The 16,902-nt window shown below is 55.4% G+C and carries 13 protein-coding genes and 2 tRNA genes; 6 read left to right on the top strand and 9 right to left on the bottom strand.

What is annotated here, in order from left to right:
• Positions 1-151: 151 nt before the first annotated feature.
• Both PJL69_RS01070 and PJL69_RS01065 read right to left on the bottom strand, forming a co-directional pair.
• Positions 152-1,471 (bottom strand): MFS transporter, encoded by a 1,320-nt coding sequence (locus PJL69_RS01070; RefSeq protein WP_271308010.1) that lies wholly within the window; start codon positions 1,469-1,471, stop codon positions 152-154.
• Between the two features lie 7 nt (positions 1,472-1,478).
• Complete coding sequence (locus PJL69_RS01065; RefSeq protein WP_271308009.1) at positions 1,479-1,736, bottom strand: metal-sensing transcriptional repressor; 258 nt, start codon at positions 1,734-1,736, stop codon at positions 1,479-1,481.
• 573 nt (positions 1,737-2,309) lie between these two features.
• Here PJL69_RS01065 and PJL69_RS01060 point away from each other — a divergent pair.
• Positions 2,310-2,954, top strand: a complete 645-nt coding sequence (locus PJL69_RS01060) for a HupE/UreJ family protein (protein WP_271308953.1) — start codon at positions 2,310-2,312, stop codon at positions 2,952-2,954.
• 22 nt (positions 2,955-2,976) lie between these two features.
• The gene (locus PJL69_RS01055) at positions 2,977-3,600 is read left to right on the top strand and encodes a transmembrane anchor protein (protein WP_271308008.1); all 624 of its coding nucleotides are present in this window, start codon (positions 2,977-2,979) and stop codon (positions 3,598-3,600) included.
• Positions 3,601-3,791: 191 nt separating this feature from the next.
• On the opposite strand, the gene PJL69_RS01050 is transcribed toward PJL69_RS01055, so the two are convergent.
• Positions 3,792-3,867, bottom strand: a tRNA-Val gene (locus tag PJL69_RS01050).
• 487 nt (positions 3,868-4,354) lie between these two features.
• On the opposite strand from PJL69_RS01050, the gene PJL69_RS01045 reads away from it, so the two are divergent.
• Positions 4,355-5,482: a TauD/TfdA family dioxygenase gene (locus PJL69_RS01045; RefSeq protein WP_271308007.1), complete on the top strand. Its 1,128-nt coding sequence runs from the start codon at positions 4,355-4,357 to the stop codon at positions 5,480-5,482.
• Positions 5,483-5,597: 115 nt separating this feature from the next.
• On the opposite strand, the gene PJL69_RS01040 is transcribed toward PJL69_RS01045, so the two are convergent.
• The 5 genes from PJL69_RS01040 to PJL69_RS01020 all read right to left on the bottom strand — a co-directional run bounded on the left by PJL69_RS01040 (position 5,598) and on the right by PJL69_RS01020 (position 9,388).
• Positions 5,598-5,672: transfer RNA gene (locus PJL69_RS01040), tRNA-Val, on the bottom strand.
• Between the two features lie 19 nt (positions 5,673-5,691).
• Entirely contained in the window at positions 5,692-6,165 is a 474-nt protein-coding gene (locus tag PJL69_RS01035) for an HU family DNA-binding protein (RefSeq protein ID WP_271308006.1), read from the bottom strand.
• Between the two features lie 150 nt (positions 6,166-6,315).
• Positions 6,316-6,864, bottom strand: coding sequence for a polyhydroxyalkanoate synthesis repressor PhaR (gene phaR, locus PJL69_RS01030; RefSeq protein WP_209097530.1), 549 nt, complete (start codon positions 6,862-6,864; stop codon positions 6,316-6,318).
• A gap of 135 nt (positions 6,865-6,999) precedes the next feature.
• Positions 7,000-7,446, bottom strand: coding sequence for a phasin family protein (locus tag PJL69_RS01025; RefSeq protein WP_209097531.1), 447 nt, complete (start codon positions 7,444-7,446; stop codon positions 7,000-7,002).
• Between the two features lie 148 nt (positions 7,447-7,594).
• Positions 7,595-9,388, bottom strand: coding sequence for a PHA/PHB synthase family protein (locus tag PJL69_RS01020; protein WP_271308005.1), 1,794 nt, complete (start codon positions 9,386-9,388; stop codon positions 7,595-7,597).
• Between the two features lie 108 nt (positions 9,389-9,496).
• Between PJL69_RS01020 and phaZ the strand changes: the two genes are divergently transcribed.
• From phaZ to PJL69_RS01005, 3 genes are all read left to right on the top strand, one after another.
• Positions 9,497-10,780, top strand: coding sequence for a polyhydroxyalkanoate depolymerase (gene phaZ / locus PJL69_RS01015; protein ID WP_271308004.1), 1,284 nt, complete (start codon positions 9,497-9,499; stop codon positions 10,778-10,780).
• A 600-nt stretch (positions 10,781-11,380) separates the two neighbouring features.
• Positions 11,381-15,052: a vitamin B12-dependent ribonucleotide reductase gene (locus PJL69_RS01010; RefSeq protein WP_271308003.1), complete on the top strand. Its 3,672-nt coding sequence runs from the start codon at positions 11,381-11,383 to the stop codon at positions 15,050-15,052.
• A gap of 10 nt (positions 15,053-15,062) precedes the next feature.
• Complete coding sequence (locus tag PJL69_RS01005) at positions 15,063-15,320, top strand: hypothetical protein (protein ID WP_271308002.1); 258 nt, start codon at positions 15,063-15,065, stop codon at positions 15,318-15,320.
• Positions 15,321-15,626: 306 nt separating this feature from the next.
• Here PJL69_RS01005 and PJL69_RS01000 read toward each other — a convergent pair whose 3' ends face one another.
• Positions 15,627-16,856 carry an ATP-grasp domain-containing protein gene (locus PJL69_RS01000; RefSeq protein WP_271308001.1) on the bottom strand — a complete coding sequence of 410 codons (1,230 nt, stop codon included), beginning with the start codon at positions 16,854-16,856 and terminating at the stop codon, positions 15,627-15,629.
• Positions 16,857-16,902 lie beyond the last annotated feature (46 nt).

The raw sequence follows: 16,902 nt of genomic DNA, 5'->3' as shown, positions 1-16,902 counted from the left end.
TGTGCCGCTGATTTGTAGGGACACGCCTACCCGGCCGCTCTTGGACACAGGCCAGTTGGATCACCCAGGTGATGCCGCCAAAATGGGCTGCGACAGTGCTTGTACTGAAAGCATAAGTGGACCTGCCAAAGCCGACCCCAAATTTCCACGATCAGAATCGCTGCGCCCACTTGGGATGGGCGTCATCGATGATCAGCGGATGGGCATGGCTGCGATGGCCCTGCAGGTGTGGATGATCCAGCGGCAGATTCTCATGCGTGTGCTCGACCGTCTCAGACTCTTCAGAGGGCCAGGCCCGCAGCGCGGCAATGATCCCCAACGCGGCAACCAGCGCCAGAACAACAAAGGCAGCAACCGCGCCGAATGCCGTCATGAGCCAGCCCGACAACGGATACGCGACCAGCCAACAGGCATGTGACAGCGCGAACTGCGCCGCAAACACCGCAGGGCGGTCCTCGGGATGTGAAGAGCGGGTCAGGAGCCTGCCAGAGGGTGTGAGCACCGCGGAATACCCCAAACCGATCAACAGCCACGTGCCAAACAACAGCGGCCAAGACAATCCGCGCACCACCACAACCAAAGCGATGGCCAAAAGGGCACCAACCATGATCAGCCCCCCCACTAACATGACAGAGCGATCTGACACGTGATCCAAAAGGCGTGGCAGAGTAAAGGCGACAATCATGCTGCCCAAGCCAAAGCCAAAGACGGTCCACGCCAGCGCGCTCTCAGACATGCCCAAATCGCCGCGCACAAGCGCAACAGAATTCACCAGAACCATCGCTCCTGCGCTTGAGGCTGCGAAGCTGAGCCCCAACAGACCACGCAAACGCGGCGTGGCAAGATAAATGCGAATGCCCCGCGTCGTACGATCATACACACCGCGCGCTTCTGCGGCTTTGGGACTTGGCAACGCGACAGAGATAAGCAACAGGGCAGAGGCACCAAACCCGACCACCGTGCCGAGGAACAGCGCGTCATAGCTCAGAACTACGAGCAAAAGCGCGGCAAGCGTTGGGCTGATAATGTTTTCAAGATCATAGGCCAGTCGCGAGAGTGACAAAGCCCGGGTATAACGCGCCTCGTCAGGCAACACATCTGGAATGGTGGCCTGAAATGTCGGGGTAAAGGCGGCGGATGCCGACTGCAAAAGGAATATCAGCACATAGAGCTGCCAGACCTCTGTCACGAAAGGCAGACACAGCGCGGCACTCCCCCGCACCACATCCAGCGTCACAAGCAGAGCCCGGCGATTCACACGATCCGCAAAGGCTCCGGCAATCGGGCCAATGCCGACATAGGCCACCATCTTGATGGTGAACACTGTGCCCAACACCAACGCGGCACTTTCACCTGCGAGATCAAAGGCCAACAAGCCCATTGCGACGGTCGCAAGCCCAGTGCCCAACAGCGCAACAAGCTGTGCCAAGAAAAGATGGCGATAGGTTTTATCCGTCAGCACTTCAAACATATTGGCCTCACAGGTAGCGAGCGATGGCTTTGAGTTCCGCACGATCGCCGGTGTTTTCAGTGTCTATGCAGTGATCCATATGATCGTGGATCAGAGTTTGCTTTGCATTTCGGATCGCACTCTCCACAGCCTGCAATTGTTGCGCAACATCTACGCAAGCGCGGCCTTCTTCGATCATGGAAATCACAGATCGCAAATGCCCCTCAGCGCGTTTCAGCCGAGTGGCGATCTTAGGATGACTTGCGTGGACATGTGGTTTTGACATAAAGCATCCTTAACCTCCCCCGGAGGATAGAGCAAGATAGCATACTGCCTCAAAAGATGACGCAACCCACGACCGCTAAAATACGAGCACTGCCTTTCAAACGCCTCACAAGCACTTTGCTTTTGGCGGTGGTATGTATTGCGATGGCGGTTTGGGCCGCGAGCCCCAGTCCAGCTCACCTCCCAAAGATCATGGATGCTTTGCAGCATCACACTGAAATGATGGAGAGTCATGGTCACTCACATGACTTTCAGGACGATGCAATGTGGGCCCTTCATGGCCACAGCCACGATGCCGCAGATCATGATCACACACAGGCGCTCATACTTACCCAGCATGCTGAAAACTGGACGCTAAAAGCTGAAGCGGCGCGACACAGAGCGCAGCGAATCCTGTGGTCAACGCCATTCTATCTCCTGGAGCGCCCTCCTCGGACCTGACCCGGCCCAACAAGGGTCTTTGGACACAAATTTCAGGACATCCATGGAGATATCAATGCAATCCACCAAAACCGGTGGGCTCTGCCTGCGCACCTTCCGCGCGGCCGCCCCCCTACCATTGTGTGCTGCGCTGATGCTGTATGCATCTGCCGCCGCTGCCCATAACGTCACCGAAGGCGACGCGGGCTACATTCAAGAAATCTGGGGCGTAAACCTCATCCCCTTTACCTACCTGGGCGCAAAGCACATGGTCACAGGATATGATCATATACTGTTCCTGCTCGGCGTCGTTTTCTTCCTCTACCGTAGGAAAGATGTCGGCATTTATGTCAGCATCTTCGCCTTCGGCCATTCCACCACCATGCTTGCGGGCGTCTGGTTCGGCTGGAGCGTGAATGCCTATGTCGTTGATGCCATTATCGGATTGTCCGTGGTCTACAAAGCACTCGACAATCTTGGTGCCTACCAACGTTGGTTTGGGGTACAGCCCAATACAAAGGCTGCAACCCTGATCTTTGGCCTGTTCCACGGCACAGGGCTGGCCACAAAAATCCTAGACTACGACATCGCCTCCGAGGGGCTGCTGCCCAACCTGCTGGCATTCAATGTCGGCGTAGAGATCGGCCAAGTCTTGGCACTCTCAGCGATCCTCATTGTCATGGGTTACTGGCGCAGATCGCCAACCTTCCTGCAAGAAGCCTACACCGCAAATGTGGTCATGATGATGCTCGGCTTCATCCTTGCGGGCTACCAGATTACCGGATTTTTCGTCGCCTGAAGTGCGACTAGGAGACAAGTATATGTTCAATTCCAACAAACCAACTCTCGAAGAACTACCCACAACTGCCCAACTTTTGAGATCTACATTCATCGCAGCAGCATCCGCTTTGGTGATCCTTATCACTGCCGTTCTTCCCGCAGAGTACGGGATAGACCCGACGCGCGTGGGGCGGCTTCTGGGACTCGCTGAGATGGGCGAGATCAAATCACAACTCGCCACTGAAGCCGAAGAAGATCGACAACGCGACGCCAGCGACAACGATCAGTCGAACTTTCTCAACGACATTCTCGGCATTTTTGTAAGCACAGCCTACGCTCAGGAAGTGGTGGTCTGGCGTGACGAAGTGACCTTTGCTCTTGAGCCAGGCGCTTCCGCAGAATGGAAGCTGGAGATGACCCAAGGCCAATCCGCACAATTCCGCATGATTGTAGATGGAGGCCGCGTAAACTTTGATTTGCACGGTCATGGCTCCGGTCAATCTGTTACATACGAAAAAGGGCGCGGTTCAACCGGATCAGAAGGCACAATCCTTGCGGAGTTTGATGGTTCTCATGGTTGGTTCTGGCGCAATCGCGACAAACAAGCCGTAACGATAACAGTTCAAGTGCGTGGCGAATACAAGGCCTTCAAAGACGCGAGTTAAATGGCTTGGCCGCTGTGCTTTATGAACTTGCATGGCGGCCTTGCACACAACCACCGGAACACCACGCCCGCACTGACGGTAAGGTTCAAACCTTTTGGTTGTTTTGCGAGTTCAACCCTCGGAAAAGACGCAGCACCTAACTCAAACGGAGTTCAGTTACGGTAGAGCAATCGAGCAATTCTAATGAAGAATGGTGGGTCGTGAGAGGCTCGAACTCCCGACATCTTCGGTGTAAACGAAGCGCTCTACCAACTGAGCTAACGACCCGGTGAGGGCGGATTTAGAGAATACTGCGGGGGCATGCAACCCCATTTTTGAACTTTTTTGCCCCTAAATGATTTTCTCTGAAAATTCCGGTCAAATCAGTGTCTGCCTCGCCCCAAACCACAACACCTCCTCCCCTATGAAACCTGCGGTTTGAAGCGCGATCAGGTGCGATTCACCTGAACCACAGACTGTGCGCCACCCGCTTTGCAAAAAATCCATGCATGTCGGTGTGAGAGAGAAAAAGAATCTGAGCCATGTCGCTTGTCAGGTCGCATTTGTGTTTGACCGTTTCCAAATCGCGGGCTTAGTCAGGGAGAGATGAGACCCTAAATGAAGCCACTCAAGCCACACATGTACTCTCCTGTCGATTTTCCAGCCCTTCTGGGCCGCAGACCGGGCCATCCGTACAAAAAGGCTTATGACTGGTGGCCTCCGCCCTCTTTTGCCTGAGCTCAAAACATACATAACTCAGCAAAAAGAGGTCTTTATGACTGTTCAGACACCAAGTGCGCCGGTTCAGATTGAACTGGCAGATACCCTTGTGCGCCTCACCTGGGACCAAGACACCGTTGGCGATTTCCCCTTTATCTGGTTGCGGGAGAATGATCCGGCCGGCTTCCACCCGCAAACGCAGGAACGAATGACCGATCTCACGGCGATTGCGCTCGACATCAAAGCGGAGTCCGCCGAACAGATTGAATCCCATCTCAAAGTCAGCTGGGCAGATGGACGAGGCGATAGCCTGTATGATCTTGCCTGGCTGCGCGCGCATCGTCCCGGCCAGCGTGCGGCCGATGCCGCTGACACGGGCTTTATCTCCTGGCGCAGCGATCTGTCCGCAGCGGGTATCCCACGTGCTGTTGCGGAGCCTGTGATGCAAGAAGATGCCGCGCTGCAGGATTGGCTGGTAGCGACACGTCAGTATGGCCTGAGCATCATAGAGGGGCTGGCGGACAGCACTGAGGCCGGAATGGATGTGGCAAAACGGATTGGTTTTCTGCGCGAAACCAATTTTGGGGTGACGTTTGAGGTGAAATCAAAACCGAATCCCAACAACCTGGCCTACACGCCGGTGGCCTTGCCGCTGCACACCGATCTGACAAATCAGGAACTGCCCCCGGGCTTTCAGTTTTTGCACTGTCTTGCCAATAAGGCAGAGGGCGGAGAATCGCTGTTCTGTGATGGTTATGCAGTGGCCGAAGATCTGAAGACTATGGATCCGGATGCGTTTGCAGCCTTGTGTGACATCTCAATCCCCTTCCGGTTTCATGATGAGACCACCGACATTCGCGCCCGCAAACGCGTGATCACCTGCGATGACAACGGCGACGTGATTGAGATTTGCTTCAATGCGCATCTGGCGGATTTTCTGGACATCGCCCCGGAGCAGATGGCGCGCTATTACCGTGCCTATCAGATGTTTATGGCGATGACGCGTGATCCCAAATACGTCTTAGATCTCAAACTGAAAGCGGGCGAAATGGTAGTGTTTGACAACCGCCGTGTATTGCATGGGCGCTCTGCGTTTGATCCCAACACCGGGCGGCGACACCTGCATGGGTGCTATGTGGATCGCGGTGAGTTTGAAAACCGTTTGCGCATATTGGCGCGCTGAGACGCGCACAGCGAAAAGAGACAGAATGGCGCTTTAAGAAGCGCCATTTTCACTGATAATTCAGCCTTTTAAGCTACGAACTTCAAGTGATTCTTGCGCAAAAAACGGAGGGAAATGGTGGGTGATAAGAGATTTGAACTCCTGACATCTTCGATGTGAACGAAGCGCTCTACCACTGAGCTAATCACCCGGTAGCGCGGCTTCTATCCTCACTCAGCAGGCTCTGCAAGCCCCTCTTTTTCGCTTTCTTGATCGTGTGCCGCTGCGCTTGCCAACTTACGGCGCAAACGCAGGTTTACCACCTGCACGTCATCAACCAACTTGCTGTTCTGAATCTTGAGTTTGCCAAGTTCAGGCAGGTTGAGCCCCTGCCCCGCGGCAAGCGTTTCCCCGAGAATCGCGAGCGCAGCCTCCACAGCTGGCTTTACATCACGCTTTTTCACACCCGAGCGCATCACAACCGCCTCAATCAACTCTCGCTTGCGCAAGACTGGGAGCGCTTCTGTGGTGTCGGATGGCGCGGGGGACGTGGTTTCGGGCGTCTTTGCCGCGTCAGAAACGCTTGCGTCCTTCAGGCTTGCACTGGATTTGCGCGTGGTTGTGGCCCGCGCTCTGGTTTTGGTTGTTTTCGCCCGCGCAGTGGTCGGTTTGCGGGTGGTTTTCCCTGTTGTGGCTTTGGCCATACTGGCTCCTCATTGGTCTGCTCGACGCCTCAAGCGTAACGAATCAATGACAAAAACAACAGAAAATTCGCAAATCAGACACAATATATGCGCACAACCCAAGCTGTGCGCACAAAAGAGTCGGTGACTGCGGCGCCGGAGCTGATCCGCTTATTTGAGCTTGGAAAGTTTTTCCTGAAGCTCCGCCAGCTGTTTCTTGATGTCATCGAGTTCTTCGCCCTCGGCGCTTTCGCGCGTGTCATCTGCGCTCTGCGCTGGCCCGCTCGGCCACCCCATGCCACCGGTCATGGCCTTCATGAAGGCCTCTTGCTGCGCCTGCATCGCCTCCAGGCCCGGCATTTTCATACCTCCCCCCATGCTTTCCATGACTTTTTCCTGGCCCTCGCGCAGCATGTCAAAGGAGGTTTGCAAGAATTGCGGCACCATCGAGGTGGCCTGTGTGGTGTAGGCCCGCACCAAATCATTCAGCACATTCAACGGCAGCACGTTTTCGCCGCGGCTTTCATGCTCCGCAATGATTTGCAGCAGGTACTGACGCGTCAGGTCGTCCCCGCTTTTGAGATCGACAATCTGCACCTCTCGCCCGGATCGGATGAAACCGGCGATGTCTTCCAATGTCACATAATCGCTGGTCTCGGTGTTGTAGAGCCGCCGGCTGGCGTACCGTTTGATCAGCAGTGGTTTCTTGTCCTCGCCCACGTCCATCTCCCCATTTTTCTTTGCAGTGCAGAAAAAGCCTATGCGAGTGCAAAACAAAAAGAAAGGGCAGGCCTGAAGCCTGCCCTTGCAAACCGCGCCTCGGGGAGGAGGAGGGGCGCGAAATTTGCTTAGTTTTTATTTTGCTGCCGCTTTTTTCGCAGCGGCAGTCACCTCAGAGGTGGCTTTTTTGACAGCTGCGGTCGCCTCTTCGGTGGCGTCCTTGCCCGCAGACATCAACAACTCAACGGTTTCCATCTGAACTTTTTTTGCCACTTCGGCAAAAGCCGCCATGTTCTCGGCTGCAACTTCTGCCTGAGCGGAGGCAAAATCGGTCAGCGCTTTGGCGTAATCAGCTGGCTCTTCTTTGGCTTTAGACATGTCACCCAGTTTGGACAGGGTGTCTTTGGTCCACTTGGAAGAAATCTCGGACGATTTCTCAGCGGCGCCCAGCGCAACTGCGGTCAGCTTTTCATTGAGCGCTGCGGAATTTTTGAACGCGTCTTCAAAAGCTGTGGTGTCGACAGGGAAAGAGCCCATCACGTCTTTGAACATTGCAGTTACATCCTGTGCTGCTTTGGCCATTGTTCCAGTTCCTTAATTGAATAACAGCCCGAGTAAGAAAGTAGGGAATGTGGGCTGTGCGTCTAGTCTCTGGAAGCAATATGCATGCTGCGATGCAGCATTTCAAGTTTTTTCTGCTGCATTGCAGCAAAAACCCGCCAAGCCGCCTTTATTTCAGCGCTTTTTTGCGCACGTAGTCACCGGGTGCGTCACCAAGAGCCGGATGCGACGCCGTTCCGGGCATGCGCGCGTCGATGTGTTTGCCTGATTTTTTGGACAACCATGCATCCCAACGCGGCCACCACGACCCCTCATGAAACGTCGCCTGCTCCATCCACTCATCAGCAGATAAGCTGAGCTTGGTGTTGGTGTAGTGGCCATATTTCTTTTTGCTGGGCGGGTTCACGATGCCAGCGATGTGACCGGACTGTGAAACGATGAAGGTCTTTGAGCGGCTTTTGGTCTGTTGATAGCCGCGATAACAATCTTTCCACCGCGCAATGTGGTCGGTTTCACATGTGACCGAGCAGGTGGGAATATCCACATCAGATATCTTCAGGGTTTCTCCGCACATCTGGAGCCCCTCACCCACGAATTTATTGGATTGGCACAGGTCGCGCAAATATTGGTGCGCCATTTTGCCCGGCAGGCCCGAGCCGTCGCCGTTCCAATACAGCAGATCGAAGGCCGGAGGCGCCTCTCCCATCATATAGCTTTTGATGGCGGGCGTGTAGATCAGATCATTGGAGCGCAGGAAGCTGAAGGTGCGCTGCATGATAAAAGAGCGCAGGATCCCCTCTTCTGCGACCTCCTCATCAATACCGTCGATAAAATCGTTTTGCAGAAACGGGGTGAATTCGCCCTGCTCGCCAAAGTCCGTCAGGGTCGTGAAGAACGTGGCAGATTTCAGTGAGTCATCGCCGCGTTTTTTCATGAGCGAGAGCGTCAAATGCAGGGTGGTGCCCGCAATGCAGTATCCCACGGCATTGATCTGTGGTTGCCCGGAGATCTCTTTGATCTGTGCGATTGCCTCCAGAAAGCCTTCCTCGATGTAGTCATCCAGCCCCACATCCGCCAAGCTGCGATCCGGGTTGACCCAACTGACCACAAAGACTGTGTAGCCCTGCGCCACCGCCCAGCGGATCAAGCTGTTTTGCTCTTTCAGATCGAGAATGTAGTATTTGTTGATCCACGGCGGAAAAATCACCAGCGGCACTTCGTAGACGGTATCAGTGGTGGGAGAAAACTGCAGAAGTTCGAAAAGACGGTTGCGATAGACCACCTTGCCCGGCGCCGTGGCGATGTTGCCGCCAATCTCAAAGGCGCTTTCATCCGCGAGCTTTACCAAAAGCTCGCCATTATTGGCGTCCAGATCCGCAATCAGGTTTTCCAGGCCATCAACAAGGCTCTGCCCCTCTGTTTCAACGGCACGCTCCAGCGCTTCCGGGTTGGTGCCCAGAAAATTTGTAGGCGACATCATATCAATGATCTGGCGCGAGAAATAATCGATCCGCTGTTTGTCCTTGGCGGACAAGCCCTCAAGCTCGGAGACCGCGATTTTGATCGCCTCCGCGTTGCGCATGTACTGCTGTTTGAGCATGTTGAAATACGGATGATCCTGCCAAAAATGATGTGAGAATCGGCGGTCGGTTGGCGTGTCGTCCTGCGGTGCAGCAAACTGCCCTTTTAAGATCAAGTTTTGCGCATCCACGAAGCTTTTGACCGACTTACTCCACAGATCGAGCTGGTTTTCGAGGATTTTTCCAGGGTTTTCCATCATGCCCTGCCAATAGGCAGTGGCGGCATTCACAAAGACCTCAGGCTCAGGCGCATTTAGCTCATTTCTCAGGGGCTTATGACGCGCCATGACCTCTGCGAGCTTTAGTGACAACGCCTCGACTTTTGCGAGGTTGGCATTCAGACGATCCAATTTTTCGCCCGTTTCGATCTCATTTGTTGTCATATTAATACATTCGCCTTAACCTTGCTGCTACGCAGCATAATGATATCCGCCCCTGTAATACTAATGGGGAAACACTTTTCTGGATACCCCAAGGTAAGGAACACACAAATGCGGTACATGGCCACGTATGACTTTATGGAGACCATGCGCAACACCAACCAATGGTTGGGGGCGACAGCTTCGGCGATGGCGTCTTATCCAACGATGGCAATGATCCCGAACCCGGCCCTGCAATGGATGGCGGCCTGGGGTCAGGTGACGGAGCGCACCTTTCAGCGGATGGTGGTGAAACCGGACTGGGGCATTCACAATTTTACCTGTGAGGATGGCAAGGACCACCTTGTCAATGTGAACACGCTCGTAGAGCGCCCGTTTGGGGATCTGATTCATTTTGAGGTGTCTGGCCGCAAACCCATGAAACGTAAAGTTCTGTTGGTTGCGCCGATGTCGGGGCACTATGCGACACTGTTGCGCTCCACCGTTAAAAGCCTGATTGCGGATTGCGAAGTCTACATCACGGATTGGCATAACGCGCGCGATATCCCTGTGAGCGAGGGGAAATTCGATGTTGAAGACTACACGCTTTATCTTGTCGATTTTATGAAGCACCTCGGCGCGGACACCCATTTGGTGGCCGTGTGCCAACCAGCGCCGCTGACCTTGGCGGCGACAGCCTATCTGGCGGAAGAAGATCCGGAGGCGCAGCCCCGGTCTCTTACTTTGATTGGCGGCCCGATTGATACGGAAGCCGCTGCGACCGAGGTGACCGACTTTGGCCATCGCGTGACCATGGAGCAGCTGAAGGAAACCATGATCCAGCGGGTTGGCTTCAAATATCCGGGCGTTGGGCGCATGGTGTATCCGGGCCTGCTGCAGCTCCAATCCTTCATGTCGATGAACGCAGAGCGCCACTCCAAAGCCTTTTCCGATCAGATCTTGCGCGTGACGCGCGGTGAGGCCTCTGACCACGATTCTCACAACCGGTTCTATGATGAGTATCTTGCGGTGATGGATATGACCGCAGAGTTTTATCTCACAACTGTGGAGCGAATCTTCAAAAACAACGAGATCGCCAAGAATCAGTTTGTCGTGAACGGACGTACGGTCGATATCGGCAAAATCACCACCGTTGCCATCAAAACTGTTGAGGGTGCGAAGGACGATATCACCGCGCCAGGGCAATGTGTCGCCGCACTGGATTTGTGCACCGGTCTGCCTGACAGCAAGAAAGCAAGCCATGTTGAGCCGGGCGCCGGACACTATGGCATCTTTGCGGGCAAAAGCTGGCGCAACAATATCCGCCCTCTTGTGCTCGACTTCATTGATGCCAATGCAGCTGCCCCCAAGCAGAAAGCCGCGCGCAAACCGGCTAACACCAACTCGGCTGCCTAAGTTAAAGCGCCGCTTTATTAACCAAGAAAGCCGCCCGCGGGCGGCTTTTGTTGTTTTGTTACGTTAAGAATTGCCCCTCTCGCCGCCGCAGGCTACCAAGCGCAATATATGCCCCGCAGAGCAATGCCAATCACTACATATCGCGCTCAAACCAAGGCGATCACGTCGCACACACAATTTCGTGCAGAATTATCAAGATCTTAGAGCAGCCCCCCTTGCGTTAAGGTCTTATTAACCTTCTGTGGAGGAATCGCAGGACGTGCAAAAACGGCCTGTGGCAGGGATTTGGTCAACCGATAAAATCCTACTTTTTTGTAAATAAAGTCGTTGACCGATCGCCTGATCTTACGCCAGTTTGTGGGAGCAGCCAAAGAAACACACTAGATATAGTGGCGATCATGGCAGCAGGGACAAGACGGGATCAATGCCAATTTCGGCAACTTTAGCGGCACCACATTTAGTGTGGCGGTGCGAACCCTGTCCCTGTGCCTGATTGAAGCCACCCTCTGCGAGGGCTGGAGGGTTTGTTTTTATGGCGCACAGGCAGCGCGCACTCAGGACGGGTGCGGCGGATATTTGGGAACTGGGAACGAGGCAGGCATGAAGATTCAACGGCGCTTCACCAAGACCGGACAGGACGCATATGCGGACCTCGACTTTGTGACCACCGAATCGGAAATCCGTAACCCTGACGGTACCATCGTGTTCCGACTTGAGAACATCGAAGTTCCGGCCAGCTGGTCCCAAGTTGCCTCTGATGTGATTGCCCAGAAATATTTCCGCAAAGCCGGCGTGCCTACCAAGCTGCGCAAGGTGCGTGAGAAGGATGTGCCTGAGTTTCTGTGGCGCTCAGTGCCCGCCAATGAAGACGTGCAACTTGGCGGCGAAACCAGTGCCAAGCAGGTCTTTGACCGTCTCGCGGGCACCTGGACCTATTGGGGCTGGAAAGGCGGCTACTTCACCTCGGAAGATGACGCCCGCGCCTATTACGATGAAATGCGCTATATGCTGGCCACCCAGCGTGCTGCACCAAACTCTCCGCAGTGGTTCAACACTGGCATTCACTGGGCCTACGGCATCGATGGGCCAAGCCAAGGCCATTACTATGTGGATCACAAGAGCGGCAAGCTGACCAAATCCAAATCGGCTTATGAGCATCCGCAACCACATGCTTGTTTCATTCAGTCCGTGGCCGACGATCTGGTGGGTGACGGCGGCATCATGGACCTGTGGGTGCGCGAGGCGCGGCTGTTCAAATACGGCTCTGGCACCGGCACCAACTTCTCTTCGCTGCGCGCGGATGGCGAATCCCTCTCCGGCGGTGGCAAGTCGTCGGGGCTGATGGGGTTCCTGAAAATCGGTGACCGCGCGGCTGGCGCGATCAAATCTGGAGGCACCACCCGGCGAGCTGCGAAAATGGTGATCGTGGATGCGGATCACCCGGATATTGAAGAATACATCAATTGGAAGGTCAAAGAGGAGCAGAAGGTTGCCTCCATCGTGGCCGGCTCCAAGATGCATGAGCAGAAGCTCAACGCGATTTTTGCGGCAATCCAAGCCTGGGATGGCGCGGAAGCTGATGCCTATGACAGCAAGGTCAACGCGGGTCTGAAGGCGGCTATCCGTGACGCGAAAAGCGTTATGATCCCGGAGACGTACATCAAGCGCGTGCTGGATTACGCCAAGCAGGGCTATGCGAGTATTGAGTTCCCGACCTATGACACTGACTGGGATTCGGAGGCCTATGCCTCGGTCGCTGGTCAGAACTCCAATAACTCCATCCGCGTGACCGATGCCTTCCTGAAGGCGGTTGAGAACGATGAGGACTGGGAGCTGATCCGCCGCACCGACGGGGCCGTTGCCAAAACCATCAAAGCACGCAAGCTGTGGGAAGATGTGGGCCACGCAGCGTGGGCCTGTGCCGATCCCGGCATCCAGTATCATGACACGGTGAACGCCTGGCACACCTGCCCTGAGGATGGTGAGATTCGCGGCTCCAACCCCTGCTCTGAATATATGTTCCTGGACGACACCGCCTGCAATCTGGCCTCCATGAACCTGCTGACTTTCCTGAAGGACGGTAAGTTTCAGGCTGAGGACTATATGCATGCCACCCGCCTGTGGGCGGTGACGCTGGAAATCTCTGTGACCATGGCGCAGTTCCCTTCCAAGGAAATTGCGCAGCTGAGCTATGATTTCCGCACGCTGGGCCTTGGCTATGCCAATATCGGCGGCCTGTTGATGAACATGGGCCTGAGCTATGACAGCGACGAAGGCCGTGCCCTGACCGGCGCGTTGACCGCGCTGATGACTGGTGTGGCGTATGCCACCTCTGCGGAGATGGCGGGCGAGCTGGGCGCCTTTGACGGTTACGCGCGCAACAGCCAGCACATGCTGCGGGTGATGCGCAATCACCGCCGTGCGGCCTATGGCAAAACCGAAGGCTATGAAGGACTTGCGGTGAAACCTGTGGCGCTGGATGTGGCCAACTGCCCTGACCAAGTGCTGGTCGCGCTGGCGCAATCGAGCTGGGACGAGGCGATCACGCTGGGGGAAAAATTCGGCTATCGCAACGCGCAGACCTCTGTGATTGCTCCGACCGGCACCATTGGGCTGGTGATGGATTGTGACACCACCGGGATTGAGCCTGACTTTGCGCTGGTGAAATTCAAAAAGCTCGCGGGTGGTGGTTACTTCAAGATCATCAACCGCTCTGTGCCCGCGGCGCTGGAAAAGCTGGGCTATTCTTCGGCGCAAATCGAAGAGATCGTGTCTTATGCGGTTGGGCATGGCACGATTGGCAATGCGCCGGGCATAAACCATACCACGCTGATCGGTCATGGTTTCACCGCCAATGAGATCGACAAGATCGAGGCGGCTCTGGGCTCTGCCTTTGACATCCGTTTTGTCTTCAACCAGTGGACGCTGGGTGAAGAGTTCTGCACCAATGTGCTGCGTATCTCTTCGGAGAAATTGAACGATCCGTCCTTTGAGCTGCTGGCGCATCTCGGCTTTAGCAAAGCCGATGTTGAGGCAGCAAACGACCATGTGTGTGGCACCATGACGCTGGAAGGTGCGCCGCATCTGAAAGAAGAGCATTACGCCATTTTTGACTGTGCCAACCCCTGCGGCAAGAAGGGCAAGCGTTACCTGTCAGTGGAGAGCCACATCACCATGATGGCGGCGGCGCAGAGCTTCATTTCCGGCGCGATCTCCAAGACGATCAACATGCCCAATGACGCCACCATTGAGGACTGTCAGAAGGCCTATGAGCTGTCCTGGTCGCTCGGCATCAAAGCCAATGCGCTTTATCGTGACGGCTCAAAATTGTCCCAGCCTCTGGCGGCAGCGCTGGTGGAAGACGATGATGATGCCGCAGAGGTGCTGGAAACGGGCTCATTGCCTGAAAAGGCGCAGGTTCTGGCTGAGAAGATTGTCGAGAAAATCGTCATCAAAGAAGTGGCCCGTGGCCGCGAAAAGATGCCTGAGCGCCGCAAGGGCTATACGCAAAAAGCCGTGGTGGGTGGCCACAAGGTCTATCTGCGCACTGGGGAGTATTCGGACGGCGCGTTGGGTGAGATTTTCATCGACATGCACAAAGAAGGTGCTGGCTTCCGTGCGATGATGAACAACTTCGCCATCGCTGTGTCCGTTGGTCTGCAATATGGCGTGCCGCTGGAAGAGTTTGTGGATGCGTTCACCTTCACCAAATTTGAGCCTGCGGGCATGGTGCAGGGCAATGACAGTATCAAGAACGCCACCTCCATTCTGGATTACATCTTCCGTGAGCTGGCTGTGTCCTACCTTGACCGCACAGACCTCGCGCATATCAAACCAGAAGGCACCAGCTTTGATGACATGGGCCGTGGTGAGGAAGAAGGCGTTTCCAACGTTTCCGAATTGAGCGAAAGCGCGGCGAACCGCTCGCTCGAAGTGCTCAAACAGATTTCCTCAACAGGGTATCTGCGCAAACGTTTGCCGCAGGAACTTGTGGTTCTGAATGGCGGCGGCGGGGTCTCGCCAGACTTGGGTGACCCTATCCAAAAGTTGAACGCCCTTATACCGGAAACCACTGGTGCTGGCCTGTCTGACGTGGCATCCAGCGCGCCTGCCTCTGGCTCTGTTGCGACATTGACAATGGACGCACGATCCAAAGCCAAGATGCAGGGCTATGAGGGCGACCCCTGCGGCGACTGCGGCAACTACACATTGGTGCGCAATGGCACCTGCATGAAATGCAACACCTGCGGCGCGACAAGCGGCTGCAGTTAAGGAGAATACCGTGACGACACCGGAGCGCAGAAGCCTTCGATCCGAAGACGCAACAGCCCAGATTCGCGAGATCACCCCGGCTGAAAAACCGATGACGGAAGATATTGCCGTGGTGGGGCGGATTTCCGTTCGGCGCGCATGGGCCAAAGAAGTGCGCAAAGGCGCAAAGCAGAAGCTGCTTGGTGGCGAACCCGTCGCGTCGCAGCATGATACGGACACAGGTTACGCGGAACAGCTGTTGTACGCCGCGAGCCAACGTCGCGCCTAAACAGGGCGCATAAGGAGATCCCGGGGGGACCTGGGTAGGGGGCCACTGCCCCCGACGAAACACCCCTCTGTCGCTGTCTGGTGGCAGAGGAGAAACCCGGAGCGGGTGCGCTCGTTCCGACGACATTCAGGCCGCAGGCAAAAAACATCGAGCGGTACATAGAGTGAGCCTGAATGGCGAAACTGGGGGGCCAAGCGCCCCCTATTTTTTTTGCGCGGCGTGGCCTCCTTTCAGGAAACATGCACATAGCAAATGAAAAAGCGCGCCACAAATGTGACGCGCTGTGTGTCTCAGCTTTCGGTCCCGTCAGTGAGCTGAGGCCCCTGCCCCTGCAACAGTCATCCCTGAGGTCTTGGCAAGCATGGCTTCGAAATTCTCGAAGATCCGATGCATGTGTTTGCTTTTGTACGGGAAAATCGCATCTGAATCCATGTCGTGCACGATCAGAGCGTTGTCGGCCTCAAACACCACCAGATTGCCATCGGTGTCTTCGGCGCAATCGATGCCAAAGTAGTTGAGCCCGATCCCGGTGGTCAGCGCCTCAAACGCATGGGCGTGGCGCTGTGCAAAATCGGCATCGAAACCTTCCATCCACGCGGCTTCTTCTGCGCGTTTTTCAGGATGCTGATCCATATGGGCGTTGAGATACCACACATCCCATTGATCGGCGATTGCCATGTGGCAGGGGAAAGCTTTGCCGTTGACAAAAACGATCCGGTACTTACGGAACTGACCATCGGTAGCGGTCGCATAGTCCACATATTCGGACACAAAAAAATCCTGCGAAGGCTGGCGCAACAGATAATCCACCAGTGCGTCGCGGTCGTCGACTTTCTCAAGACCCAGCCCTGCATGGGAGCCAACCGGGCGAATGATGTACGGGTATCCTCCGACCTCTGACAACGCCGCCTCTTCACCGCCCGCAACCAGCGCGGAAATCAGTGCATCCCGCGTGATCCGTGTGGTTTTGGGGAAGCGCAAGCCACGCACAAAGGGGAAGATCTGCGCCAGCACGTCGCGATCCAGATCGACGGCACCATCAGGCAGATTGAACGTAGGAACACCGCTTTGCACGGTCAGAGCGCGCACCGTTTCAAAGAACGGCTGTGCAATCTCGGAATCAGTCGGAACTGCGCAGAAGGCAACATCGTGCTCTGGCAGCACATTCTGTGCGCCGGGTGTGAGATCTGGATAGTAGGTGATGATCTCAAAATCAGAGGTTTCCAGCAGGAATTCGATGGGCGTGTTGCCGCCCACATGGCTGGGTTCAGCAAACACCAGAAGCTTGGGCTGTGCGGTTTCACGGCGGTTGATGGAGAACATCCTGTGGCCTTCAAGCGCCTTGGCCTGCCACTTGAGGCCCTCTTCCTGATTGCCGTGAAGTTGGTCAATCACCGAAAGGTCCATAAAAATGCCATCGGTGTCTTCGCTCTGCTCGGACTTGGAGAGCAGCTCTGCCCGCAGCGGCATCAAATCGATTCCGTCAAAGGCCATCTTCGTCAGCCGTGCAAGGCCGAGTCGTGTTTGAGGTTCCATTCTGGCTCCTGATGTAAAATGCCCCTTTGGGATGCCGGAATATGAT

Origin of the sequence: Shimia sp. MMG029, from assembly GCF_027947445.1 — a bacterium.
Taxonomy (GTDB): Bacteria; Pseudomonadota; Alphaproteobacteria; order Rhodobacterales; family Rhodobacteraceae; genus Shimia.
Note: the sequence above shows the minus strand (reverse complement) of the source record. Positions and strands in the feature narration are given on the sequence as shown.